Origin of the sequence: Lederbergia citri, assembly GCF_018343625.1 — a bacterium.
Taxonomy (GTDB): Bacteria; Bacillota; Bacilli; order Bacillales; family Bacillaceae_C; genus Lederbergia; species Lederbergia citri.
Map to the genome: position 1 here is coordinate 1,200,744 of NZ_JAGYPG010000002.1, position 25,370 is coordinate 1,226,113.

General features: G+C 37.0%; 24 protein-coding genes and 1 riboswitch. Of the genes, 10 read left to right on the top strand and 14 right to left on the bottom strand.

Features of this window, described 5'->3' with window-relative positions:
* Positions 1–98: 98 nt before the first annotated feature.
* Positions 99–1,460, bottom strand: a complete 1,362-nt coding sequence (locus tag KHA97_RS14405) for an MFS transporter (RefSeq protein WP_233713483.1) — start codon at positions 1,458–1,460, stop codon at positions 99–101.
* Between the two features lie 81 nt (positions 1,461–1,541).
* Between KHA97_RS14405 and KHA97_RS14410 the strand changes: the two genes are divergently transcribed.
* Positions 1,542–2,450 (top strand): DMT family transporter, encoded by a 909-nt coding sequence (locus KHA97_RS14410; protein ID WP_213125402.1) that lies wholly within the window; start codon positions 1,542–1,544, stop codon positions 2,448–2,450.
* A gap of 54 nt (positions 2,451–2,504) precedes the next feature.
* Here the strand turns inward: KHA97_RS14410 and KHA97_RS14415 are convergent, their stop codons facing one another.
* The 7 genes from KHA97_RS14415 to KHA97_RS14445 all read right to left on the bottom strand — a co-directional run bounded on the left by KHA97_RS14415 (position 2,505) and on the right by KHA97_RS14445 (position 9,448).
* Complete coding sequence (locus KHA97_RS14415; protein WP_213125403.1) at positions 2,505–4,202, bottom strand: methyl-accepting chemotaxis protein; 1,698 nt, start codon at positions 4,200–4,202, stop codon at positions 2,505–2,507.
* Positions 4,203–4,384: 182 nt separating this feature from the next.
* Positions 4,385–4,482: riboswitch (cyclic di-GMP riboswitch) on the bottom strand.
* 119 nt (positions 4,483–4,601) lie between these two features.
* Entirely contained in the window at positions 4,602–4,982 is a 381-nt protein-coding gene (locus KHA97_RS14420) for a VOC family protein (protein WP_213125404.1), read from the bottom strand.
* Positions 4,983–5,071: 89 nt separating this feature from the next.
* On the bottom strand, positions 5,072–5,527 hold the full coding sequence (locus KHA97_RS14425; RefSeq protein WP_213125405.1) for a GNAT family N-acetyltransferase: 456 nt from the start codon (positions 5,525–5,527) through the stop codon (positions 5,072–5,074).
* 162 nt (positions 5,528–5,689) lie between these two features.
* On the bottom strand, positions 5,690–6,100 hold the full coding sequence (locus KHA97_RS14430) for a hypothetical protein (protein WP_213125406.1): 411 nt from the start codon (positions 6,098–6,100) through the stop codon (positions 5,690–5,692).
* 304 nt (positions 6,101–6,404) lie between these two features.
* A complete protein-coding gene (rlmD, locus tag KHA97_RS14435; protein ID WP_213125407.1) occupies positions 6,405–7,793 on the bottom strand; it encodes a 23S rRNA (uracil(1939)-C(5))-methyltransferase RlmD in 1,389 nt (462 codons plus the stop codon).
* A 170-nt stretch (positions 7,794–7,963) separates the two neighbouring features.
* Complete coding sequence (locus KHA97_RS14440) at positions 7,964–8,845, bottom strand: hypothetical protein (RefSeq protein ID WP_233713484.1); 882 nt, start codon at positions 8,843–8,845, stop codon at positions 7,964–7,966.
* A gap of 87 nt (positions 8,846–8,932) precedes the next feature.
* Positions 8,933–9,448: a TetR/AcrR family transcriptional regulator gene (locus tag KHA97_RS14445; protein WP_233713485.1), complete on the bottom strand. Its 516-nt coding sequence runs from the start codon at positions 9,446–9,448 to the stop codon at positions 8,933–8,935.
* 248 nt (positions 9,449–9,696) lie between these two features.
* Here KHA97_RS14445 and modA point away from each other — a divergent pair, with 248 nt between their 5' ends.
* Complete coding sequence (gene modA, locus KHA97_RS14450; protein WP_407658039.1) at positions 9,697–10,473, top strand: molybdate ABC transporter substrate-binding protein; 777 nt, start codon at positions 9,697–9,699, stop codon at positions 10,471–10,473.
* Between the two features lie 5 nt (positions 10,474–10,478).
* Complete coding sequence (modB, locus tag KHA97_RS14455) at positions 10,479–11,135, top strand: molybdate ABC transporter permease subunit (RefSeq protein WP_213125409.1); 657 nt, start codon at positions 10,479–10,481, stop codon at positions 11,133–11,135.
* Between the two features lie 188 nt (positions 11,136–11,323).
* Here the strand turns inward: modB and KHA97_RS14460 are convergent, their stop codons facing one another.
* On the bottom strand, positions 11,324–12,052 hold the full coding sequence (locus tag KHA97_RS14460) for a hypothetical protein (RefSeq protein ID WP_213125410.1): 729 nt from the start codon (positions 12,050–12,052) through the stop codon (positions 11,324–11,326).
* A 117-nt stretch (positions 12,053–12,169) separates the two neighbouring features.
* Between KHA97_RS14460 and KHA97_RS14465 the strand changes: the two genes are divergently transcribed.
* From KHA97_RS14465 to KHA97_RS14475, 3 genes are all read left to right on the top strand, one after another.
* Positions 12,170–12,610, top strand: coding sequence for a MarR family winged helix-turn-helix transcriptional regulator (locus KHA97_RS14465; RefSeq protein ID WP_213125411.1), 441 nt, complete (start codon positions 12,170–12,172; stop codon positions 12,608–12,610).
* A 2-nt stretch (positions 12,611–12,612) separates the two neighbouring features.
* Positions 12,613–13,350: a CPBP family intramembrane glutamic endopeptidase gene (locus tag KHA97_RS14470; RefSeq protein ID WP_213125412.1), complete on the top strand. Its 738-nt coding sequence runs from the start codon at positions 12,613–12,615 to the stop codon at positions 13,348–13,350.
* Between the two features lie 153 nt (positions 13,351–13,503).
* Entirely contained in the window at positions 13,504–14,283 is a 780-nt protein-coding gene (locus tag KHA97_RS14475) for an aldo/keto reductase (RefSeq protein WP_213125798.1), read from the top strand.
* A 95-nt stretch (positions 14,284–14,378) separates the two neighbouring features.
* Here the strand turns inward: KHA97_RS14475 and KHA97_RS14480 are convergent, their stop codons facing one another.
* A complete protein-coding gene (locus tag KHA97_RS14480) occupies positions 14,379–14,702 on the bottom strand; it encodes a winged helix-turn-helix transcriptional regulator (protein ID WP_233713486.1) in 324 nt (107 codons plus the stop codon).
* A gap of 161 nt (positions 14,703–14,863) precedes the next feature.
* On the opposite strand from KHA97_RS14480, the gene KHA97_RS14485 reads away from it, so the two are divergent.
* The gene (locus tag KHA97_RS14485) at positions 14,864–15,721 is read left to right on the top strand and encodes an NAD-dependent epimerase/dehydratase family protein (RefSeq protein WP_213125413.1); all 858 of its coding nucleotides are present in this window, start codon (positions 14,864–14,866) and stop codon (positions 15,719–15,721) included.
* A gap of 26 nt (positions 15,722–15,747) precedes the next feature.
* Positions 15,748–16,740: an L-glyceraldehyde 3-phosphate reductase gene (gene mgrA / locus KHA97_RS14490; protein ID WP_213125414.1), complete on the top strand. Its 993-nt coding sequence runs from the start codon at positions 15,748–15,750 to the stop codon at positions 16,738–16,740.
* A gap of 46 nt (positions 16,741–16,786) precedes the next feature.
* Here the strand turns inward: mgrA and KHA97_RS14495 are convergent, their stop codons facing one another.
* Both KHA97_RS14495 and KHA97_RS14500 read right to left on the bottom strand, forming a co-directional pair.
* Positions 16,787–17,962 carry a hypothetical protein gene (locus tag KHA97_RS14495; protein WP_213125415.1) on the bottom strand — a complete coding sequence of 392 codons (1,176 nt, stop codon included), beginning with the start codon at positions 17,960–17,962 and terminating at the stop codon, positions 16,787–16,789.
* Positions 17,963–18,091: 129 nt separating this feature from the next.
* Entirely contained in the window at positions 18,092–21,178 is a 3,087-nt protein-coding gene (locus KHA97_RS14500; protein ID WP_213125416.1) for an efflux RND transporter permease subunit, read from the bottom strand.
* Positions 21,179–21,316: 138 nt separating this feature from the next.
* Between KHA97_RS14500 and KHA97_RS14505 the strand changes: the two genes are divergently transcribed.
* On the top strand, positions 21,317–22,153 hold the full coding sequence (locus KHA97_RS14505) for a TetR/AcrR family transcriptional regulator (protein WP_213125417.1): 837 nt from the start codon (positions 21,317–21,319) through the stop codon (positions 22,151–22,153).
* 14 nt (positions 22,154–22,167) lie between these two features.
* Entirely contained in the window at positions 22,168–22,932 is a 765-nt protein-coding gene (gene pgeF / locus KHA97_RS14510) for a peptidoglycan editing factor PgeF (RefSeq protein ID WP_213125418.1), read from the top strand.
* Positions 22,933–23,093: 161 nt separating this feature from the next.
* Here pgeF and KHA97_RS14515 read toward each other — a convergent pair whose 3' ends face one another.
* Both KHA97_RS14515 and KHA97_RS14520 read right to left on the bottom strand, forming a co-directional pair.
* Positions 23,094–23,558, bottom strand: a complete 465-nt coding sequence (locus KHA97_RS14515) for a cupin domain-containing protein (protein ID WP_213125419.1) — start codon at positions 23,556–23,558, stop codon at positions 23,094–23,096.
* Positions 23,559–23,899: 341 nt separating this feature from the next.
* The gene (locus tag KHA97_RS14520; RefSeq protein WP_213125420.1) at positions 23,900–25,363 is read right to left on the bottom strand and encodes a protein adenylyltransferase SelO; all 1,464 of its coding nucleotides are present in this window, start codon (positions 25,361–25,363) and stop codon (positions 23,900–23,902) included.
* Between the last annotated feature and the right edge of the window lie 7 nt (positions 25,364–25,370).

Below are 25,370 nucleotides of genomic sequence, written 5' to 3' on the forward strand. Positions count from 1 at the left end.
AGAACTTGATATACAGATACCATTTTTTCCAATCCACTGATTAAATGATGAATAGGAATTTTCCTAATCACATGCTGATAGTTTCTTATCATTCTATTTCATTTTTTACCAGCTTTTACATCTATGTTCACTATACCCTTCTCACTAAGCTTGTCAAAAATCGGATTAAACCAACAAACGATGGTAGTGCATGCAATGAGACATCCTAAAACTGTAAATAAAATTGGGATGGAAAACATTTCTGCAAAAAGACCACCTAATGCCGCTCCGAACGGAACCCCAGCTTGCGCTAATAAAACTCTTACAGAAAACACTCTTCCACGCAAATGCTCCGGCACTCTTCTCTGATATAACGTCGTATTATTAATATTAAAAATAATCGCAAATATCCCTTGTCCAAACGAAATAACAAGAGCGAGCCAATAAAAAGGTGTCCATGCTAACCCTAAAAATAACACTCCTGAAATAAATAATGATCCTAGCATGACTAGTTTTCTATTTTCTGGTTCTTTTAGTGTTCCCGTAAGTACAGTGCCCGCCACCATACCAAACGAAAAAGCAGAAGTAAATAAACCATATTGAAAGGCTGTGCCACCTAATTCATCTGTAATATATGGCAAAAACATCGGCTGTGCTGCTCCTGAGCTGAAATTGATCATCATCATCATCATTCCTACCCATAATAACACGGGGTATACGCGGTAAAACTGGAGACCTTCTTTAAACTGGGTAAACCAACTTTCTCTTTTTACTAATTGTTTTTTCTTAGAGCTTGGATTCATCATTAATAGAAAACCAGAGACTCCTAAAGAAATAATCAAGATATATAAAACAGGTTCTGTTCCAAAAGCTGAAATTAAAAGTCCTCCTAATGTCGGCCCTAAAAGCATCATGACCTGTCCTGTTCCTTCAAGGAGGGAGTTGCCCTTTATTAACTTGTCCTTAGGTAATATATCCGCAACATAAGCCATACTTGCCGGATAAAAGATTGGCTGGGCAAGCCCAACAGCAATCGATACGGCATAAAGGTGCCAAACTTCTAATTGATCCATCGAAATCCAAATAACTAGAACAAGAAAAGCGGCTGCTCTGAACCATTCCGAAAACATCATTACTTTCTTGCGATCCCATCGATCTAGGTAAGGACCTGAAAATAATTGAATCAGGATATTAGGAAGCATAAATGATACCCAAATACTCCCCATTGCCATCTTCGAACCTGTCATTTCATAAATGAGCCACGATAAAGCAAATGTAGCAAATGTACTTCCCAGTCCAGAAGCACCTTGCGCCAACCATAAAAACACAAATTTTCTATTCATAAGTAATTCTTTCATTATCCAATACCCTTCTGTTACTTGATGCTTGATTTGTATGTATTCTACTAACTGTCCTATTTTCCCTTCAAGGTCATTTACTTTTTTGTAGAAGTAAAAATTAGATTCAGAGCGCATATCCATACAATATTTTCTTCTTTCCATAAATAATCGTAAAGGGCTATAATATGTAAATGTTCCATTTTGTAGTGGGAGGAAATTTTCTTGATTGCAAAAGCTTTGTTAATGGCATCTATCACAGTTTTGATTTGGGGATCTACTTTTGCAGGTATTCGTGTTAGCTTAAATGGCGGTTATTCACCCGGCCATTTAGTCCTTGTACGTTTTTTCATCGCATCAGCTTTATTTGTCATATATGCATTATGGCCAGGAGTTAAATTCCAGTTACCTCAAAAAAAAGATCTACTAAAAATCATTTTACTTGGCTGGATCGGAATTAGTATTTATCACATTGGCGTTACATTTGGTGAACAAACCATTTCTGCCGGTACAGCGGGCATGCTAATCGGCTCTGGTCCAATCTTCACCGCAATTATAGCAGCTATTGTTTTAAAAGAACGCTTAGGTTTATTCGGGTGGTTAGGTTTAAGTGTTGGTTTTATTGGGATTATTTTAATTACGGTGGGAACTTCGGGATCATCTTTTACAATTTCCGAAGGGGCTATTTTTGTGTTAATTTCCGCACTTGCCACTTCCGTCTTCTTTGTTTTCCAAAAGCCATTTCTTAAGCGTTATAGACCAATTGAATTGACTGCCTATTTTACATGGGCGGGAACCATTCCGTTTTTCATCTTTGCGCCTGGTGTATTCCAAACGGTTCAACATGCGACATTGGAAGCCAATCTGACGGCGATTTATGTAGGAGTTTTTCCTGGCGCCATTGCTTATGTGATGTGGGCAATTGCACTTTCATTAGGTAAAGCAAGCTCTATTACGAGCATCTTATATGTTGAACCAGCTATTGCCATCCTCGTTGCATGGATTTGGTTAAACGAATTTCCAACCACTCTTTCACTCATCGGAGGAATCGTGGCGATTTCCGGTGTTTTAATCGTAAATGTGAAAGGAAGTAAAAAGACATCGAGTAGTGAAGTTATACCAAAAGCATCATAATAAAAAGCAAGCCCAAGGATTAATATCCTTGGGCTTTTGTTTAAATTATTGGTGTTATTTAAGAACAAAGCGATGGACCAAACCATTTAAGTTCTCTGCTAACTTAGACAGATCACTAGACCTATTTGCCACTTCTTTCATCGTACTGCTGATTTGTTCAGATGAAGCAGACGTTTGCTCCACTCCAGCAGCTGATTCTTCAGAGATTGCTGCAATTTCTGTAATAGATTCGTTCATTTTTTTACTACTGTTAGCTATGTTTAAGATATTTTCGGAGACAACTTGAATGTTATTTGTCATCTCTGTAACAGCATTGCTAATTCCGGAAAAAGTTTTTTGTGTTGCTTCAATTTGGCTCGTTCCGTGTGTAACTTCCTTATAACCTTCTTCTAGAGAATCTGCAACTAAACTAGATTCATTTTGAATTCCATTCACGATGGCAGTAATATTTGATATAGACGCAGATACTTGTTCTGCCAGTTTACGAACTTCATCTGCTACTACTGCAAAACCTCTACCATGTTCCCCCGCTCTTGCCGCTTCAATTGCCGCGTTTAAAGCTAGTAAATTCGTTTGATCGGCAATCTCTTGAATCACAGAAACCAACTTAGAAATTTCTTGGGATTTTCCATCTAGACCCTTTACCATAGCAACGGCTTCATGAACAATTTCATCAATCTTGGCCATTTGCTGACTAGAAGCCTGCATTAATTGACTCCCTTCGCTTGTCATATGCAACACATCAGCGGAAGCCTTCTGTATACGTTCTCCGTTATCATTAGCCTCTTGGACTGTAGTAGAAAAAGATACCATAATGGATGCCAACTCACTAGCACTTGTAGCTTGAGTTTCGGTTCCATTGGCTACTTCATGCATGGTGGCTGATATTTGTTGAGAACCAGCATTAACGTCGTTTGCTGATAGAGACAACTCCTCACTTTGTCTCGCAATGGAATCAGAAACATAGTTAATTTGACTAATTAAATCACGTATATTCTTATTCATGTCATTTGTAGAGATAACAAGATCGGCAATTTCGTCTCGTGATTTCGTAGTTAACGGCTCATGACTGAGATTCCCGCTTGAAATCAACTTCATTCGTTCCATCACTTTTTTTATTGGGGTTGTTATGATTGTAGAAGTAATGAGTGCTGCCGCTATACTAACGATTATAACTAATGCAATAGCAATGGATACGACATAAAGAGTCCCATTTCCATTATCGATAATGCTTTTACCTTGATTTTGAATGAGTGTCTCTGTATCTGCTGCTATCTTCTCAAAACCTTCCATAATATTACGGGCTTCCTTTGACGATATTGCAAGGTTTAAGATAGCTTGGTCTTTATTGCCTTTTTCAAATTCTTCAAATACATCACTTATAACATGTTCTCTCCACGATTCAGAACGCTGAATAAGTTCCTCGTATTCAGCGGAAGCACCTAACTCTTTAGCAATCTTTTCATAATGCTGAGCTTTTTTTGTTTCGTCTTCAAATATATCCTTATAGTCATTATAACCAAATACTACATATCCACTGGCCAAGCCTATACTATTGGCCATTCTAGTAGCCATTTGTTCATCTGCAATCAATAATTGAAGATCCTTACTAACGATGTTTTTAGTAGAGTTGTTTACACTGAAAACTGATATAAAATTATAGGCTCCAAAGGCTACGAATAGTAGAATGACAAGAAAAAACCCAACCAAAATCTTCATTTTTAAGCTTTTAAAATTGAACAAATTCTTCATGTTTCTCCTCATTCCCTAAAATATATAGTGTGTTACCTTTTATTAAGATGGATATGTATTAGTAACCGCTTCCATATAACAATGTAGTTATACTATCTTACTCCTAATCAGCGTCCCTCTCTTCTTATAAAAAATAGCTATTCTATAGACATAGAATAGCCATAGGATTTTCAAAAAAATAAAATGATGACCAGTGAATCATAGTTTTTAAGATTGAACCCAAAAACCTTTAGACCCTTAGCTTTGCGTCGTATTTTTTCAAATAATGCCTTTTATTTATATGATAAACTACCTGGTACTTTTATCTTATCTCACCATTTTCCAATATTCAACAAAATTCTTCTAATATTTTTTATTTATGGCAAATTTTGTATACACAAAGGTAACTTTACATAGACATCAGCTAGGAAGATTCAATTGCCACGAAACACCAAATTTATCATTTACCCATCCAAATTTCTTGCTAAATCCATAATCACCTATAGGCATTAAGACGCCTCCACCATCGGATAATTTTTCAAATAGTTCATCGATTTCTTTTTCAGTATCGCATGTAATAAAGATAGACAATGATGGTGTAAACGTAAAATCATGTTTAATATCGCTGTCAATACACATGAATTCTTGGCCATTTATCGTAAAAGTAGCTTTCATGACACTACCTTCCGTACCTCCACGAGTTAAACTTGTAATTTCAGAATCCTCAAAAATAGATATGTAAAAATTTATTGCTTCTTCCGCATTCCCCTGGAACATTAAAAATGGAGTAGCTTTTGACATGTTCATCACCTTTTCAATTCGATATTTTCTTTTAATAATTTCCACTCATTATTTTCTTTTCTCCAAACAAGCATACATTATACCTAGATTTAACTAATCTCATAACACAACCATTCCGATTGTTTGCCGCCCATTTTGTTGTAGAGGGATTGAGCTGCGATATTATCTTTTGCCGTCTCCCATGTCATAGATGAAAAATCATTTTTCCGAATGTAGTCCAAGCATGTTTCGAATAGCTTTTCGCCGATTTTTTTCCCTCTTTCTTGCGGGGCGACAAATAAATCATTTAGAATTGCCTGCCTTTTTACTTTTAACGTACTAAACGTAAAGTACAGAGTAGCAAACCCTACTACTTGTCCATTTTCTTCAGCTACAAACTGCAGACCACTTATAGGATTATCCAATAAGTGATGAATCAGGTCCTTTAGCTCATTTTCTTTAGGATCAGGTTGTTGATAGAAATCAACAATATACTGTCTCATCAGTTTGTATAATGCATCTACGTCTTCCTTTGATGCAGGTCGAACGATAAAATTTTCACTCATTGTTGACTCCTCCATGAATGGGAATTTATTTAATTATAACATTTATCATTCATGGATTTTTGAGAACATTCATATGAAAAAAGCAATCCAAATTGCTTTTGATACAGCATATAAGGGATTTGATTTGTTGAGTAAAGGTGGGGTAATTTCCTAAGGGGTGCACTAACCAAGTTTAATTTTCATGATTTCCCGATCATGTTCGGAAATTTTTCGATCAAAATACTGCAAATCAACGGTTGTAACCATTGTACTTTTAATCGCTTCAATGTCTTTAGTATTCTTATCGACCTTACCAGATAGTTCATTTAATTTAGCATTGGTTGCTGCAACGTTTTTGATTAGTTGGTGAAGTAAGTCGCCGTGGCTTTTTAGTTGTTCATCGTGATGTTTAAGAATTTGGCTATGACTAGTAAGCATTTCTGTATGGCTATTCAACATTTCACTGTGGCTAGTAAGAATCTCTGTGTGGCTATTAAGAATTTCGCTATGGTTATAGAGTATTTTACTATGTTCGTTAAGCTTGTCCTCGATCTTGTCCAACTTTTGTATAATTATGTCTATTTTTCTCTCCATCTCTTTTCCCTCCTCTCATATTAAATTTATTCTATCATATTACATTTTAAATACTATTAGATCATAAATAAGGAAACCCCATACAATGTTTCCTTGTGTCGCCAGTAATACTCAAAATGTCGCTTTTGCTTCAGAAAAACAGATGGCATCAATGGAGGTAATTTCTTCATCAGCTCCGCTTTATCTTAAATGGCAGAGGATTTAGCTTAGAGTTAAATTGCTAATTATATTCATTCACATTCTGTATTTATAAGAGAAACAGCTCGCCTTCCTAACTAAGGAGCGAGCTGTTTTAATTATTATTTTAGTTAGACGTAAGCAGTGCCACACACTCCACATGAAACGTATGAGGAAATAGGTCAACTGGTTGAACAACTTCTAATTTATATCCAAAAGGAAGAAGTTCTTTTATATCTGTTGCGAACGTATCCGGATTACAAGATACATAAACGATGCGTTCTGGTTTGGAACGACCAATTCTTCTCATCACTTTTCCACCTGCTCCAGAACGTGGTGGGTCAAGCAGTAATAACTCAGGTTTTCCGAAAGTCTCTAGTACTTGGTCGATTCCTAATCTAGCATCCTTTGCTAAAAAGTATGTGTTGGAAATGCCATTGTCTTCTGCGTTGCATTTTGCAGATTCAATGGAAGTTTCGACAATTTCAATTCCAGCAAGTTTATCTACTCGACTTGCAAATGGTAATGAGAAAGTACCCACTCCGCAAAAGAGATCTATCATCTTCTCTGTTCTCTTCGGTTCACCCATTTCTAACGCAAGTTCAACTAATTTTTGCGCTTGGGTTGGATTCGTTTGGAAAAATGTATCAAACCAGAGACGGTAGCGGTATCCGACCAACTCATCATAGATGAAATCACGACCTGCTAATATATGTGTTTTTTCTGCTTGAGTCCTGTCTGCCCATTGTGTATTTTCAAGCCATAACAGGCTCTTAACTTGTGGAAATTTCTGCTCAATTTTTTCAGTTAAATCGTTCACCGCTTTTTCAAGTTTCCCTACAGGAGCCTCCGTAGCAAACAGCGCCAACATCATTTCCCCTGTCGCGAAGGATTGGCGCACCATTAAATGACGAAGCAAGCCTTCATGGGCATCCTTATCGTATCCACTTATTTCGTGTTCAAGTGCCCATTTCGCGACTTCCATTGCCGCTTCCACCATGTCTTTCCCAGCAATGAGACAAGTTTCCAATGAAATAATACTACGGAAATTTCCTTGTTCATGTAAACCTAGAGTGCCATCTGGAGCGAAAGTAAACTCCATTTTATTACGGTAATGCCAAGGATCATCCATTCCAATCGTATCTCGGACAAGGGCTGGATCAAACCCTTGAACTTCAATCGCTTGTTTGACATGATTCGTTTTTTGTTTCAATTGACCTGAATAATCCCAGTGCTGCCAAACACAGCCCCCACAAAGTTCAAAATGAGGACATGACGGTTTGATTCTTTCAGAATGAACCTCTAATATTTCTTCCGGCTTCGCTTTCCATCTTCTTACCCACGGTCGCTCCACCGTTACACGTACTTTTTCACCTGGAAGAGTGTATGGAATCGTCAGCTTTAGTTTCTTCGGATTTCCATGCTCGTTCTCTCGCCAAACGACCGCCTGCCCCGAGCCTTTCGCATCCAATTGGCGAATATCGGCAATGAAGCTCTCTCCTTTTATGTTTGTCATGTTGGTCCCTCCTAAAAAGTTCCGTCTATATCAAATGATAAGCTCATGTATCTTTTTTCAACATACTTACCTATTATAACGGAACTATGTCGGAGTGGGAATATGGGAGAAATGATTGCCATCGAGATGTTGGCTTTCGTTCTTTACTATTTCTATGGCTCGATCAATATTCATTGATACCCTTTCCCGTTTATCCATAGAGCTTGATTATCTTTTAACGCATCTAAAAAGGAAACAATCAACGCCGCTAACCAACCTAGTAGAGCAATGACCGCAAGAATAGGCAATACACTCATTTCAAATATTGTACGTCCGAGAAATGTTTGAATGCCGATTAATAAAATAGAAATCATCCAAGAAACGCTGCCTACATGTATAAGAACCCGAGCTCGCTTCGAGTCAATCTTTGCTTTTTCAGTTAACCATCCCAATATAGGAAGTGTCTGGAGAGCGTGGAATCCTAATCCATGTAGAACGATAAAATTCCCAGCCGCTCCCGTATATCGGCTTTGAAGTACGGACATACAAATGCCTGCGGCGAAAGAAACCATTGTGGAGAGAAATGCATATCGAATACTGAGAGTAAGGAATGGATATTGCTCTTCATCCCTTCTTCGGAAAAAAGAAATAGCAACGATAATAGTCAAAGTAATTAGCACTAAAGACATTATTCCGAAGAACGTCCCGAATAAAACATCGGTCGTAGTCCCCACCTGTGTGTATCTGGGATTAATACCTCGAAAATGCTGTATCGTTTCTATCCCATATCCGATTAAAACTGTAAAAACAAAACCCCAACGAATCCTTTTTCTACCTCTCGGGCTTAATCCAGATACTTGTAATAAGACTGCAATGGATAAGATAAAAATAGCAATGGCTGCATTAAAAGAAAACGCACTTTCCACGTTTCCTTCTGGAAGAATAATCCCCCCAAATAAAGCAACATAAACGGCACAAATTGCAGCAAGCACAAAACCCATCATACCCATAATGACCAATAGCTTTTCTTTCGCAAACAATAAAATAAGAGATTTTGATGCAGCTTTCATCATTTTACATTCATCTTCCTTTCGATATTTATTTATCAATCAATAAATAACAGAGTGTTAAAAAAGACAGATATATTCTGCCTTCTTATCCTAATCAAAACAAAGCAACTGTGGTAATTCTAATACTTCCGCCACCGTAATTAAGAATCCGTTGCTTAAAAATTGACTTGCACCAGCTTCCGGATTTGGGCTGCCTGCTGTTTTTAACTTTTCAGTGACTAATTCTTGAACAATCCTAAATTTTTCCCTAACATGCTTGCGAATAACTGGTTCGGAAATTGCATGCGACTGCATTATTAAAATGATTTCATCTTTATGCGTCTTCATCATATCCATAAATGCTTTCCCCATCGTATCCATCAATTTCTCAACTGGTGCTTCTACCTCTGAAAAAGCTTCATAAATACGCTTGGAGGCCCGATCAATAACCGCAATAAATAGTTCTTCTTTATTTTTAAAAAAATGAAAAACATACGGTTGTGTTACTCCTGCGGCTTTTGCTATTAGGGCTGTCGTTGCTTTGTAATACCCGTTTTCCGCAAAAATACCGACGGCTTTGTCTAAAATCAATTCTTTTTTATCTTCACGTACGACTATTGTAATCAACCTCTTTTTTATTTATTAATCAATAAATAAATAGTATTGAAGTTTTTTATTAGTGTCAAGCATATTTTATTTTTATTTATCAAAAGTATATTAAACCCTTTGTCCATTAGAGTAACTATAGTGAGACTAATGTTATGGGGCTCTGCTTTCTCCATTGGGCATTTTATTTTTCTCTAAAACAGTCATTGTTTCCTTCATGATATAATTTATTTCAAGTAACCATAACAAGTTAGAAAGGACAATAAATGGTGAAAAAGCTTATTTTGTTCTTTATCTCCGTAATACTACTTATCATAAGTGGATGTTCGTCCAATAAATTAGAGGCATCAGAAAAAGACGTAGAGATAACCATATCTGCAGCAGCAAGTTTACAAGATGCATTGAATGATATTAAACCACTCTTTGAGGAAAAAAATCCTCATATAAAAATAAACTTTAACTTTGGAGCTTCTGGTGCCCTTCAGCAACAAATTTCTCAAGGAGCACCTGTCGATCTTTTCTTTTCTGCTGCAGAAGACAAGTTTGATAAACTGATAGAAGACGGATTAATCGATCAAAAACAAGGAATCGATTTAGTTGGAAATGAACTTGTACTAGTCATACCTGTAAATTCAAATACAGGAATTGAGTCTTTCGAAGATCTAATCAAGGCTGGACAGATTTCTATAGGGACCCCGGAATCAGTACCAGCTGGACAATATGCAAAAGAAACATTACAAAACTTGCACTTATGGGCAGATGTCGAAGGAAAAATCGTATATGCTAAAGACGTGCGGCAAGTTCTTACATATGTAGAAACAAACAATGTTGATGCGGGTATTGTGTATAAAACAGATGCGCTCATTTCACTGAAAGTTAAAATGGTGGCAACAGCAAAAGAAAACTCTCACGCCCCTATCATTTATCCTATTGGAGTGATTAAAAACAGTCGTAATCCAATAGAAGCAAAACGATTCTACGAATTTCTTCAGAACGAATCGTCTATTGATATTTTCGAAAAGTATGGATTTAAAGGACTGAAATAATTAAAATGGCCACCAACTTTTGGGCACCTATTAAACTTTCATTAGAAGTCGCTGCTTTTTCAGGAATCATTGTATTCATAATAGGATTATTTTTTGGAAAGATGATGGCGAATAAAAAATTCAAAGGGAAGACTTTTATAGAAACAACATTCCTCTTACCTTTAGTATTGCCGCCTTCTGTCGTAGGATTTTTGCTAATTGTTATATTTGGTAGGAATAGCATTATTGGACAGTTGATAGAAGCCTTGTTTAAACAACCAATTATGTTTACGTGGTGGGCAGCAGTCATTGCCTCCACCGTCGTCGCTTTTCCACTTATGTATCAATCTGCTAAAGCTGGCTTTGAATCGATAGATCATGATATTGAGAACGCAGCCCGTGTAGACGGTGCAAATGAATTTAAGTTATTCGCGTTCATAACGATTCCACTTGCGCATCGAGCAATTATTTCAGGAGCCATTTTAAGTTTCGCACGTGGATTAGGCGAGTTCGGAGCCACTTTAATGTTTGCCGGCAACATCCCTGGCAAAACCCAAACGATCCCAACCGCGATCTACATAGCGATTGATTCTGGCAATATGGAATTGGCTTGGTTGTGGGTTATTAGCATGGTGGGGATTTCTTTTTTGATGTTATTGGGTGTGCGTTTGATGAATTCTTAGAGGTGGCATCTGCAGGTTTTTGGTTGTCATGTCATACCCCAACACTGGTCTTCTCTTAGCTGGAAATGATAGACCCTTAGAGGAATCCACTTCTCCTTAAATTCTTCGAATGAAAGGAAAAACTTATTCTGGTGGATTCCCAAGTAACGTTGTGGTCAACCAAAAAGAGCAAGTTTCTCCCTCTCAGTTTAAGATGGAAATTTATATTCTTTCAAAGATTGATGAAGTTTTTCCTTATCATCTACAGTTAAGTAGACCTTTGTAATCTCTTGCGGTTTTCCAAGCAAATTAGTCATTATGATAGGATTTTTAAGGTCGATTTCAAATTGAGGGGTATCAAATTCGAGTAAAACCCCTTTAAAAACATGTTTATTCCTCTTTTCCTCCAAAAACTTCCCTCCTCCATCGATAGAGGCGATTTGAGTTAAAGGGATTGCAATGTGTCTTCTAGATCCTATTCTAATGAGCAGCATATTATCCTTCAGTAAAATCGGAAGTTGAACAATGGCACGGTAATCACTAATCAAGTAAAGGACAGCATATATATTTAAGGCCACATGAATCCACGAAATAATCGGACTCCAATTATGAAGCAAGAAAAAGAGACCAACACTTTCAAGTAAAATAACACTTAATAAGACTATCATTATGCCTTTATATCCTACTTTTTTATGATATGAAAAAGCATTGTTCATCTCTTGATTAGAATCCCGCGAAAACAAGTAATAAAGCATCGTGATTTCCCTGGTTATCATCATCGCAACAGGCTTTGGAAGCGATTCAGAGAGGATTACCTCCATTTTTTCGATGAAGGATTTTTCTTTCCCAAGCTTCCTATAGCTTTTTGACAGTTTATACACTCTAAAAATCAAGAAACTAATGAGTATGGATTCCAATCCAATAATCAAAACTTTCATATATAATCCTCTTTTCAAAGTTGATTAAAGAAAAAATTTTGTGTAATATTTAAGTAAACTTAATTATTTATCACACTTAAATATTAACATGAGTTAATGATTGGAGGAAACAAAAAAATGGATTTAAAAAAAATTTTATTGGAAGCCAATCAGTTTTCAGAAGAGATTAAGTCTGTTTTCATAAACGAATACAAAAAAATATTAGACGAGCACGACCTTTCTTCAAAGCAATCGCTCGTATTAAACGTTTTGCATAAAAGTAAAAAACTGACGATGAATGAAGTTGCGACCATCATTAATGCCACACCAAGTGCAGCTAGCCAATTTATTCGAAAACTAGAAAAACAACAATACGTAAAAAGGGAAATAAACGAAGAAAATAGACGAGAGGTCTTCGTTTTTTTAGATACAAAAGGGGAGGATTTTTATAAAGAATTAAATGAAGTTGATGAAATGGTGCTGGAAAAATATTTTTTGCAATTACCCGAAGAAGATATTTTGACATACCACAAAATTTTGAAAAAGCTACATGGAATTGTTGTTAAACAGGGGGAATGATCATGGACATTTTTATTTGGTTGATTATTATTTTTCTTTTTCTATATGAACCTGTTTATGGTTATTTTGATTATCAAAGATTCAAAGAAAGAGTCCGAAGAAATCCGATTGAAAGAATAAAATATTATAAAAAAGTAATGTTAGGTCTGTGGATTCCCACATTGATCATTCTAGGACTAGTGGGATTTGGACAGTTAACGTTACAAGATATTGGATTAAGAGGCATTACGATAAATACTGGCCCATTAGGAACTTGGGTAACGTATATTACAATTGGCATTGCCATCTTATACGCTCTCCTTCTTATCTATTATTTTGTGGGATCCAAAATAAGTAAAAAATTGAAACAAAAAATTATGGAAGTAACAAAACAAGATTTAGAGAAAAGTAAATTTGCGGATATCATGCCTATAACAAAAGAAGATAAAAAAGTTTGGACGTTTGTTTCCTGGACGGCAGGTATTACAGAAGAAATCATTTACCGTGGATTTTTAATCTTTGCTTTAACTTATTTATTTCCATCTTTATCGATATGGGTTGTATTGATTGCCTCGTCTATAATATTTGGACTTGCCCATACGTACCAAGGTGTAGGAAATGTGGTTAGAACGAGCATCGTTGGTTTGTTTTTTGCTTTTTTGTATATGGGGCTACATTCTATTATCCCTATAATTCTGCTTCATTTTTTAATCGACTATGTTGCTAAAATTGGTTACAGCGAGGAACTTAATTTAAAGTAAGTTAGTTAACAAAAGTATACCTAGACAAAAAGATTTCACTACTTACAATTTTCAAAGTTGTCTTATACAATGAAAGGGATTACTTGATGAGGAGGAAAACATGTGACTATTCTAAATATCAAGGATTATACGGTTTTAAACAATGGAGTACATATGCCGTGGCTCGGACTTGGTGTCTTTCAAGTTGAGGACGGTGACGAAGTAATTAATTCAGTTCAATATGCGTTGGAAGCAGGCTATCGTTCGATTGATACAGCAGCTGGCTACCGAAACGAAACTGGAGTCGGTACAGCGATTAAGCAAAGCGGCATCACGCGTGAGGAATTATTTATCACAACAAAACTAGCAAACTCTGATCAAGGCTACGAATCTACCCTACGCGCTTTTGAAGAGAGTCGCCAGAAACTAGGTCTTGAATACATTGACCTTTATCTAATTCACTGGCCAGGTAAAACGAAGTTCGTAGAAACGTGGAAGGCTTTTGAAAAGCTGCAGAAAGACGGATATATTCGTGCGATTGGCGTAAGTAACTTTAACATTCACCATCTTGAAACGCTTAAACAAAACAGCGATGTAATTCCTGCAGTGAACCAAGTGGAATTCCATCCATTACTCAATCAGCAGGAGCTTCGTCAATATTGTAAAAATGCAGGTATCCAATTAGAAGCTTGGACTCCAATTATGAAAGGAAATCTAGACCTGCCACAACTGACTGAGCTAGCAGAAAAGCATGGTAAAACGCCAGCTCAAATCGTCCTTCGCTGGGATCTTCAGAATGGGGTTGTGACGATACCTAAATCAGTCCACAAAGAGCGAATCCAAGAAAATGCTAATATTTTCGACTTCACTCTATCAGATGAAGATATGAAAGTAATTGATCAAATGAATAAAAACTACCGCTTCGGATCAGATCCAGATGAAGTAATTTTTTAGAACTATAATGATGTATTAGGAACTCGATGTCAGAACATCGAGTTCCTATTCTATTTATTTCCCTCAACTTCCGTTAGCACAGTTCGAACAATGAACTATGCCCATCGCGATCCCCATATCTTCATTTCTTTTAATATCTTATGTAAAGCTTGTCCCTTCTCTGTTAATGAATATTCAACCGTAACCGGAACGGTAGGTGTTACTTTGCGTATGACTACTTCGTTTTCTTCTAAGTGACGAAGCGTATCAGTTAATGCCTTTGGGCTAATTTTTGGTATCGATTTTTGGATTTCTCCGAACCGTTTTGTTCCTTCAAAAAGTTGCTTTAATATAAGAAAAGTCCACTTTCCGCCGATAACATTCAAGGCTTTTTCAATCGAGCATTCAATGACCAATTCTTCCTTTATCTCTTGCATCATTCCGTCCCCCTATATAGCAAATAGCAACTATAAAATTTATAGTAAATAACCTATCTTTTATTATATCAAAAAATTTTCACTACTTGTATAAATGATTATGAACACATATACTTCGAAGTGAGTAAGCGTTTTATTTACACCAAAGTAGAGAGGTGATTAACATGCCAAAGGTTGTCATTACAGGTGGAAGCGGTTTATTAGGACCTTCTGTAATAAAAGAATTTTTACATCATGGCTATGAAGTTGTGAATGCAGATGCAAAGAAGCCGAATGAGGAGCTTTGTCCAACCGTCATTACAGATTTAACGAATCTTGGAGAAGTGCACGGGGTTTTAGTTGGAGCAGATGCGGTTGTTCATCTTGCTGCAATTCCAGTTGCTTATTCACATCCGAATGAAGTGACGTTCCGAAATAATGTAATGTCCACTTATAACATTTTGGAAGCAGCCGGGAACTTAGGTATCAAAAAAGCTGTTATTACCTCAAGTGAGTCTTCTTACGGTATTGTTTTCTCGAGGAACTCATTAGAGCCGAAATATGTGCCAATTGACGAGGAACATCCGCAATTGCCTGAGGATAGTTACGGATTATCCAAAATCGTGAATGAACAAACTGCAGATATGATTCATCGCAGAACGGGGATGCAAGTCGTTTCCATGCGTCTCGGAAATGTCATCACACCTGAGATGTATGCTAATTTTCCAAGCTTTATTCATAATCCAGAGCAACGGAAAACGATAATGTGGAGCTATATTGATTCAAGAGATGCCGCAACCGCGTATCGACTTGCAGTTGAAGCGGACGGACTTGGTTCTGTCGCATTAAACATCGCCAATAATGAAACTAGTATGGATATTGAAAGCAAACAGTTGATGGAGCAGGTATATCCAAATGTGAAAGAGTTCAAGAAAGAATTTACTGGCTTTGAAACACTTTTTAGTAATGAAAAGGCTAAAAAGCTATTAAATTGGGAGCCTGTTCATATATGGAGAAACTATGTTGAGGTCTCTAAATCTTAAATATTATACAAAAAGGAGAATATATTATGGTGTACTTAGCAGATGACAAACGATATGACACAATGAAATACAACCGAACAGGAAATTCTGGTCTTTTATTACCAGCGATTTCACTAGGTCTATGGCATAACTTTGGCGGTGTAGATACATATGAAAATGGCCGTGCGATGCTTAGAAGAGCCTTTGATTTAGGAATCACACACTTTGACCTTGCCAACAACTACGGACCTCCAGCAGGATCCGCTGAAACAATGTTTGGCGAAATGCTCGCAACAGATTTTAAACCATACCGTGATGAAATGGTCATTTCTACAAAAGCGGGCTATTGGATGTGGAATGGCCCTTACGGCGAATGGGGATCCAAAAAATACTTGATTGCTAGTCTTGACCAAAGCTTGAAACGTATGGGATTGGACTATGTTGATATTTTCTATTCCCACCGTCCAGATCCAAACACACCATTGGAAGAGACAATGGGTGCCCTTGACCAAATCGTTCGACAAGGTAAAGCATTATACGTTGGGATTTCAAGCTATTCCCCAGAACAAACAGCTGAAGCCGTTAGAATTTTAAATGATCTAGGAACGCCGTTGTTAATTCATCAACCAAGCTACTCCATGCTAAACCGCTGGATTGAAGATGGGTTGCAAGATGTTCTAGATGAAAGTGGAGTAGGATCAATAGCTTTCTGCCCATTACAACAAGGGTTGTTAACGAATAAATATTTAGGCGGAATTCCTAAGGATTCACGTGCTGCAAGTTCAACTGGTGCACTTAAAGAGGATCAAGTTACTGAAGAAGTCATACAAAAGATTCGTCAACTAAATGACATTGCCGCCGAAAGAGGCCAAACACTAGCGCAAATGTCACTTGCATGGGTACTTCGTGGAGGACGTGTGACATCCGCTCTAATCGGAGCTAGCCGTGTAAGTCAAATTGAAGATAACGTAGCAGCTTTAAACAACCTAGATTTCAGTGAAGAAGAATTAGCTAAAATTGATGATATTTTAAAAGGTTAATAGTAAAAAAATCTTCGAGTGATAGCCGCTCGAAGATTTTTTTCTTTCATTTGGTTTTTACAACAAAATCAAGTAAATGATTATTACGAACAGGAAATTTCGCCTTTATTTTAAGACTCTCATTATCTATTACGATTATATGATTCTTCTTTTTTGTATTACTCATTTCTTTAACATATATTTCTTTCTCTTCTACGTTCTGATATAGAGGTTCATACCAGTTGTCTGTGTTGGAAAAGTCTCTATTAAATAATTCAAATACAGGCTCATCTTTTAAATGAAAAACACCTAATGAATATTTATCTTCTCCATCGCTTAAACAATATAAAATTCTCTGCTCATCTAGAGCTAATTGTCTACTTCCGGATGTATCATAATAATCTTGCTTCGGTAAATGTTTAAAAGGCTCATATATTTTGAACTGAAAATCTTGATCATAAACATACATCTTTCCATTATCCCCCATTATATAGGCATAATCTTTTGTTGAAAAAAGAGGGATAAGAGAAATATTATCAGTTCCAAAAGTTTCGTATGTAATAGAACCATTTATTAAATCTGCGACTGCAATGCCGTGATGTTCGTAATCATCATCATCTCCCACTGTCCCTGCTGTACCATATAATACCTTTCCATTAAAGTCCAAGAGTGGTGCAGAGAGTGGAGAGCGACGATAATCGGTTTCAATGCTTTGTTGTGTAGTGGCATTCGAAATTGTAGAATAGAATCCTTGATTTCCAGTTTTATGTGATGCTAGAGTCTGAAAAACAATCTCATCGCCATAGTGCCTAATATGGTCAATTTCAACCTTGTTTTCCAGATAATCAACATTCACCTTTTTAAATCTATTTTTTTGAATATCATAGTTAAAATAATATTCGCCACCAATACCACCAAAAAAGGAAATATATAATTGATTAATGTCATTTGGCTTTTGATGCGGAGTCATTCTTCCAAAATCATCGTCAAAAATTCTGTACTGTTTTACGACTTCTCCAGTGTTTGTCACTTCTTTTACTAATGTAAATTCCTGAGAAAAACGATAATCAGTAGGATAAAAAAGAAGATAATGACCTTCGCTATCTGATGTCTCTGGTGAGAACTGTTCAATTCCGTTTAAACGGATATACTTAACTTTAACTTTCCATTGGATCAAAGGAACAATTAACAACATTAAAAATGCAGAAAAAATAATCCTATACAACCATATTTTTTTATTCATTATTTCTCCCAAGATTTTATTGGAAAAACTTCACCATATACCAATTATATACAAACAATGATTTAAAGTCCGCACTATTTTCCGAATAAAAAACCCTACAAAGAGATACCTCTTTGTAGGGCTTTTCCGTTAATTCTCTTCTATTTCTTTACGATTTTTCTTAAGCATCTTCGAAAGTATTTCATACACAATCGGTACGATAATGAGTGTTAATAATGTTGAGCTTGTTAAACCACCGATTACTGTAATGGCGAGGCCTTTTGAAATCATACCGCCTCCGCCTTCTGCGCCAATCGCTAATGGAATTAATGCTCCAATTGTGGCGATCGCCGTCATAAGGATCGGACGTAAACGAGTGGCGCCAGCTTCTAATATTGCTTCGCGCATATTCATACCGCCGCGTTCCATTCGAACAATCCTGTCTACGAGAACGATAGCATTTGTTACGATAATCCCAATCAACATGAGGAGGCCCATCATAACGGATACTGATATCGTTTCGCCAGCAATGTAAAGCCCAACAAACGCCCCGATGACTGCAAATGGCAAGGAGAACAAAATCGCAAATGGTGCTGTTCCTTCGCCGAAAGTAACAACGAGGATAAAGTATACTATCGCAATTGCCGCTAGCATAGCTACTCCAAGCTGTGTAAATGTCTCTGCCATATCGGCCGCTACACCACCAACATCCATCGAAACACCTTTAGGCAAATCAATTTTATTAATTTCTTTCTCTACCTCAGAATTAGCCTTTGAAACATCATTTCCAAGGATGGTTCCTGAAACTGTTGCATAGTACTCGCCTTTACTGCGTGCCAATGTGTTTAGAGTAGTTCCCTTCTCCACTTTGACAAGGTCAGAAAGTGGCATCGTTGTACCCATTGCTGTTGGTATTTCTGTTTTTAAAATATCATCAACTGATTTTGGCTGTTCTTTTTGTTCTTGTTGAACAATCACATCTAACGTGTTTCCGTCTTTTTTAACCGTCGTTAAAACATCTTGCGTTTTATGAGGGCTTAACATCATCACGATTTGGCCTGTAGTTAAGCCGTATTTCAGCAATTCATCCTGCTCTACTTTAAAGGTATACTCGACATAAGCATCTTCAGCACTTGAAGTGACCTTTTCTAGTCCATCGTTTTCCTTCATTACCTTTTCAACCTTTTTTACAGCGTCATTTAATTTATCTAAATCTTCACTGTAAAATGTATAGCTAAGTTCATTCGACGACATCCCCATGGAAGCGAAGTTCTGGCTCTTCCATTCACCCGATTGGCCAATATTGGATACATAGTCTTCAATATCCTTGCGAACCTCAGGGAAATTTTCCATATCTGGGTCAAAGATGAGGTACATTAGCGCCCCTTTACCTCCACCGCCCATCATCGCTGCCATTGGATCGCCGCTATTGGTTATCGATAATTGAACGATATCAATATCTTTGCGTTTTAATAATTCTTGCTCCACAACTTCTACGTTTGCTAAAGTCTCGTCCTTCAACTCGCCTGTTGCTGGAGTATATGTTAAATACATGACTTTATCTTCTTCACTGCCCATAAAGCTAAATCCGATTAGTGGAGTTAAACAGATGCTTCCGACTAATAAAAGAATCGAAATAACTGATGTAATGGCTTTATGGTTTAGCGTCCAGTTTAGGATGCCCTTATACCATTTCGCCAATTTCCCTGCTTCCTTATGACTCTTTTCTGTCTTCTCACCATATAATTTTTTCTTAAATAAGAAGTGAGAAAAGGCAGGAACGATAGTGATCGCTACAATTAACGACGCACCTAGTGCAAATGTCATCGTCAATGCGAATGGCATGAACAACTCGCCAACCATCCCACCTACAAAGATTAGTGGCGCAAAAACCGCAACCGTTACGATGGTAGATGATGCGATCGGCTTGAACATTTCTATCGTTGCTTCACGAATGAGCGCGCGCCCCGTTAATTTCTCATCTTTTAAATGCAGCCTTCGATAAATATTTTCTACGACAACGATCGAGTCATCGATGACACGACCAATGGCTACCGTAACCGCTCCTAGTGTCATCATATTCAGTGTAATATCCAACCAGTTCAAAATCATTAATGCCATAAAAATTGAAACCGGGATGGATACAATTGAAATCAAAGTCGATTTAAAATCACGCAAGAATAAAAGGATGATTAATACGGCAATTAAGCCACCAAATAAGGCTTTTTCAACCATGGTTTTGATTGAGTCTTCTATTGGCTTACCTTGGTCAAGTGAAACATCAATAATCAGTCCATCAATTTTAGCTTGCTCGTCTTTAATTAATTTTTTTACACTTTTTACGACATCAACAGTATTTGCTTGTTGTCCTTTAACAATTTGAATGGCAATCGCATCTTTACCATTTGTACGAGAAACCGATTCTACTTTTCCGACTACATCAATTTTTGCGATGTCACTAAGCTTTACAAATGGAGTTGGATTTGTTTCTGATGGTGTAACAGGAATAAGCATGTTCTTTAGTTCATTAGCGGTCATGAATTTCCCGTCAATCGCTACTGCTTCTTCCCCTTCTTTAAACTCATATAGACCTAAGGAAACAGACATGTCGCTCGCTTGAATCATTTGCTTTACTGAATCTTCTGTAAGACCAAGTTCAGCCATTTTTTCTTTATTATAAACAAGCTCTACATCTTCTATATGCTGCCCTGTTACTGTAGCAGACGCTACGCCTTCAATTTTCTGTAGTTTAGGCAGTAAAATATCTTCTACCGTAGAAGTTAATTCTACAATGTCTTCTTTTTCACTACTTACACTAAGTGCCACGACTGGCATCATATTCATATTAATAGACGTAATGGTCGGCTTTTGCGTATCCTCTGGTAAAGTCATTGCATCTAATGCAGATTGCAATGCACGCTTTGCCTCATCCATATCGATGCCATATTCATATTCCACTTGAATACTTGACATGTTAGAATATGAATTAGAATAAACGGCTTTAACATCTTCCAGGTTTTCAGCCGCTTTCTCTAATGGCATGGACACATCTTTCATGACTTGTTCAGGAGTTGCTCCAGGATATACTCCCGTTACCATTAAATATGGAATCGTTATATCTGGAATCGTCTCCGTTTTCATTCGAGTACCTGCATAAATTCCAGATACGGTAATAATGATTGTAAGAAGCCAAACGGCTAATTTATTTTTCAGAACAAAATTAACTAGACCTTTCACAGCTGCTCTCTACCCCCAATTTTCTATTTCTAAATGTTTGTTTTCCTACACAAAATTGACTTTCATAACCTATTCACTTATAGTAATGACTAATCAGTCATTTGTCAACGTTGAACTATTGAGAGCGGGGAAAATATCGTGATTAAAAAACAATTGATTATGGAAAAAGCATTGGAACTGTTTGCAAAACAAGGATTTGAAGCAACATCCGTTCAACAAATCACGGATCATTGCGGCATATCTAAAGGTGCTTTTTATCTATCATTTAAATCGAAGGACGAATTGATTTTAACATTAATTGATCATTTTATGATGGAAATCACATCTGACATTGACTACATAGTCAAAAATTCAAAAAATGATCGTTTATTGTATGATTTTTACAATGCCACGTATCGTTATTTTTATAAACATTTGGATTTCGCAAAAATATTTATCAAGGAACAGACGCAAACATTCAATAAAGAATTCATTCTAAAAATGCGCCATTATGATAAGTTGCACGAAAAAACCATATTAACTATGATTGAACGTTTATATGGTGAGGTAGTAAAACATACAAAATATGATTTAATTTATTGCATAAAAGCTTTCATGAAAATGTATGGAGAACTTTTCTTATCCAAACACGTTACCGTCGATTTCGACTTGCTTGCCGAAACGCTTGTTGAAAAGACGAATATTTTAGCTAATCATATGAAAATTTCTTTCGTTTCAGAAGATTATAGGAAACTGAATGAATACGAGATTAATGAGCAGGTAACGAAAGAACAGATGATTGAAATGATTGATCGAAAAATCGAAGAAATGGAAGAATCTATTGAAAAAGAATCATTAATATTACTTAAAGAGCAGCTTATTGAACCAACTTTAAGTCCTGCTATTGTAAAAGGTTTATTTGAAAATATACGAAATCATCCTCATTGCAAATGGATTGCTTATTTGCTGCGAGATTATTATAAATCGATGGTTTGAATGGTGGTGACCATATGAAAACAAAGCTATATATAAACAATAAAAAGATGGTAGCTGGTATGACTTTGAAGGATGAAGTGGAATTTGAAAGCAATAACATGGCCCTTCACGCATGCGATAACCTTGAACAAGTATTGGAAAATCGCAAAAAGTTGGCTGCTAGTTTGAATTGTGGGCTAGATGACTTTGTGTGTGCAAAGCAAACCCATAGCGCGAATTTTCATCGAGTAGAGCTTATGGACAAAGGAAGAGGATCCAACCAAATGGAAACCGCTATTCCTAACACGGACGCCTTATACACATACGAGTCGAATCTATTGTTATGCAGCTTTAATGCTGACTGCGTCCCGGTGATTTTTTATCACGAAGGAACAGGTATTGTTGGTGTCATTCATTCTGGATGGCAGGGTTCTGTTAAAGAAATTACGTTAAAGCTTTTTAAGCATTTAATTCAAGAGGAAAATTGTGATCCTAGTGATTTTCATGTTCAAATTTGCCCTGCACTAAGTCAGGAAAAATTTGAAGTCGACGAGGATGTATATATAAAATTTAAAGATCTTGGTTATGCGGATGATTTTATCTATTATAATGAACAGACAAACAAATATCATATTGATAATCAGTTAACGGTGAAAAAACAATGTATGCTGGCGGGCGTTCCGGAAAAGCAGATTGCCATTGACAGAACGTGTACGTATGTAAGTGAACATGGTTTCTCTTATCGTCAAGACAAAAAATGCGGAAGACATCTTTGCTTTATTATGAAAAAAGGCGACTAATTGTATTTTTAACGGGTTCGTTTAGTAGTACGAAATTTGCAAAGAAAATCTTATTTTCACATTAAAGCTATCACTCAATTAACATACAAATTCTCGGAGCTTTTATGCTCCGAGCATTTGTACCTCATAGTTTTTCAATAAAATTCGTATGCTACATAATATTATATTTCTATACCATATTTGGCTGCAATCATAGTCAAGTTTTGAATTTCTTCAGGGCTAGGCGGACCACTTGGAGCAGGAGGCAATTGTTCAGGAACAGGAACACTTAACTCATTAATAAACTGTTCAAATCCTGAGGGATAAACAGTTAGTAAAACTTTTGCTTTTTCCGTGTTAACTTTAAAGGTATGTTTTAACCCTTTAGGTGCATAAACATACGTTCCAGGAGTGGCATGAATAACAGTATCGTCAACATAGTATGTAATTTCACCTTCAAGAACACAAAAAGTTTCATCTTCTCTCGTATGAGTGTGTGGGGGTGGTTCAAACCCTCGTCTTTCCTCAGTTAAAATAGTCGCATACCGGCCATTTGTATCCTCTCCGCCAACTAAAACAGAAACTTTATTTCCTAAAAATAAAACGGTGTTACCCTCAGATGCTCGACGAAAAAATGGTATATCCAATATTTCAACCTCCCCTGATTTTTACACACCTTGGAATAATAATATTCTGACAGGTAAGCTCTTATTCTACTGATTCTTTTAGAAATGAAAGAAGTGCATCTATTAAATGAGCCTGCCTGTTAATACTGGATCCAGTTATATGAAATCAATTAACATAGTTTTAAGAAATTAGTTCAATAAACTTCTTAGCTAAATTGGAGTAAATAACGGCTGATTTATTGCTTATTGTCTGGAATACCGTTAATAAAACGAAATAGGATAGTCAGATTGATATGTATTATAGACTTCGTTAAACAAAAATAATGCTGCCTTAAATGTATGGGCAGCATTATTTTTATAAACTACGTTCCACAATAGGTTCGATACGGAGTCGGCGACTCAGGCACAACAGTATACTCTTCTTGTTCGGAGGAATACTCATAAGGATTTGAAATGACCGCCAAAAGGCGCTCCATTACGCTATAGTCTCCATTCTCAACGGCAGCATCCAAAGCCTCTTCCACTCGGTGATTCCGCGGAATTACCGAAGGATTACTATTCTTCATTAATTCTTTCGAAGCATCTTTTGATTCTGTCTGTCTTTCGAGTCTAGCAAGCCATTTTTCCTTCCACTGAGTAAATTCTCTGGATTCACATACATCCTCTTCCTCCTGAGTGTCAAACGTTAACGCTCGGAAGGTATTCGTATAATCAGCATGTTGATCCTTCATTATGTTAAGAAGGTCCTCGATTAATGCTTCGTCTTCTTTTTCTTCGTTAAAAATCCCAAGTTTCGCTCTCATTCCAGCGAACCAATGCGTATAATAATGCGTACTGAAATTTGATATCTTTTCCTGAGCTATTTCAATGGCCTTTTCCTGCTGCTCGTCTAAAAGCGGCAATAGCGTTTCTGCTAATCGAGAGAGATTCCATGCTCCAATATACGGCTGATTTCCGTAGGCGTAGCGACCTTGAATGTCAATGGAGCTAAATACAGTAGCGGGGTCAAACGTATCCATAAAAGCACACGGACCATAATCAATTGTCTCCCCGCTTATCGTCATATTGTCGGTGTTCATTACGCCATGAATAAATCCAACGAGCTGCCATTTAGCAATAAGTTCCGCTTGGCGCTTGATCACTTCCTCAAGAAATGCAATATATCGATTTTCTTTAGAAGCAATATCCGGATAATGGCGCTCTATCGCATAGTCAGCTAATATTTGAAGCTCATCTACTGTTCCCCTTTGCGCTGCGTATTCAAATGTACCAACACGCAGATGACTAGCTGCCACCCGGGTCAGAATAGCGCCCGGAAGCTCAGTTTCTCGGATAATCAACTCTCCCGTTGTCACTACGGCTAAGCTCCGAGTGGTAGGAATACGAAGAGCATGCATCGCTTCGCTAATAATGTATTCACGCAGCATAGGTCCAAGCGCCGCCCTCCCATCGCCTCCGCGAGAATAGCGGGTTCTACCTGAGCCTTTTAGCTGGATATCAAACAGCTCTCCTTGTGGTGTAATCTGCTCTCCTAACAATACTGCTCGGCCATCTCCTAGCATTGTAAAATTCCCAAATTGATGTCCTGCATACGCTTGTGCAATTGGCGAAGCGCCTTCAGGAATTTTATTACCAGCAAACACCGCTACACCGTCTTCACTTTGCATTGCCTCGATGTTCAAACCGAGGGATTCGGCAAACAAATGATTAAGGATAACTAACTTTGGTGAGCTTACAGGAGTTGGGTTCGTGCTTGTGAAAAACAAATTTGGCAGTCTCGAATAACTATTGTCTAAGTTCCATCCTGTTTCTATTCTTTTATCCATAGTTTCT

Excerpts from the sequence above, each read along its gene's own strand:
- KHA97_RS14405 (WP_233713483.1), bottom strand. The coding sequence starts at position 1,460 with ATGGATATGCGCTCTGAATCTAATTTTTACTTCTACAAAAAAGTAAAT.
- KHA97_RS14415 (WP_213125403.1), bottom strand. The coding sequence starts at position 4,202 with ATGAAGAATTTGTTCAATTTTAAAAGCTTAAAAATGAAGATTTTGGTT.
- KHA97_RS14420 (WP_213125404.1), bottom strand. The coding sequence starts at position 4,982 with ATGTCAAAAGCTACTCCATTTTTAATGTTCCAGGGGAATGCGGAAGAA.
- KHA97_RS14425 (WP_213125405.1), bottom strand. The coding sequence starts at position 5,527 with ATGAGTGAAAATTTTATCGTTCGACCTGCATCAAAGGAAGACGTAGAT.
- KHA97_RS14430 (WP_213125406.1), bottom strand. The coding sequence starts at position 6,100 with ATGGAGAGAAAAATAGACATAATTATACAAAAGTTGGACAAGATCGAG.
- rlmD (WP_213125407.1), bottom strand. The coding sequence starts at position 7,793 with ATGACAAACATAAAAGGAGAGAGCTTCATTGCCGATATTCGCCAATTG.
- KHA97_RS14440 (WP_233713484.1), bottom strand. The coding sequence starts at position 8,845 with ATGATGAAAGCTGCATCAAAATCTCTTATTTTATTGTTTGCGAAAGAA.
- modB (WP_213125409.1), top strand. The coding sequence starts at position 10,479 with ATGGCCACCAACTTTTGGGCACCTATTAAACTTTCATTAGAAGTCGCT.
- KHA97_RS14460 (WP_213125410.1), bottom strand. The coding sequence starts at position 12,052 with ATGAAAGTTTTGATTATTGGATTGGAATCCATACTCATTAGTTTCTTG.
- KHA97_RS14465 (WP_213125411.1), top strand. The coding sequence starts at position 12,170 with ATGGATTTAAAAAAAATTTTATTGGAAGCCAATCAGTTTTCAGAAGAG.
- KHA97_RS14470 (WP_213125412.1), top strand. The coding sequence starts at position 12,613 with ATGGACATTTTTATTTGGTTGATTATTATTTTTCTTTTTCTATATGAA.
- KHA97_RS14475 (WP_213125798.1), top strand. The coding sequence starts at position 13,504 with ATGCCGTGGCTCGGACTTGGTGTCTTTCAAGTTGAGGACGGTGACGAA.
- KHA97_RS14480 (WP_233713486.1), bottom strand. The coding sequence starts at position 14,702 with ATGATGCAAGAGATAAAGGAAGAATTGGTCATTGAATGCTCGATTGAA.
- KHA97_RS14485 (WP_213125413.1), top strand. The coding sequence starts at position 14,864 with ATGCCAAAGGTTGTCATTACAGGTGGAAGCGGTTTATTAGGACCTTCT.
- mgrA (WP_213125414.1), top strand. The coding sequence starts at position 15,748 with ATGGTGTACTTAGCAGATGACAAACGATATGACACAATGAAATACAAC.
- KHA97_RS14495 (WP_213125415.1), bottom strand. The coding sequence starts at position 17,962 with ATGAATAAAAAAATATGGTTGTATAGGATTATTTTTTCTGCATTTTTA.
- pgeF (WP_213125418.1), top strand. The coding sequence starts at position 22,168 with ATGAAAACAAAGCTATATATAAACAATAAAAAGATGGTAGCTGGTATG.
- KHA97_RS14520 (WP_213125420.1), bottom strand. The coding sequence starts at position 25,363 with ATGGATAAAAGAATAGAAACAGGATGGAACTTAGACAATAGTTATTCG.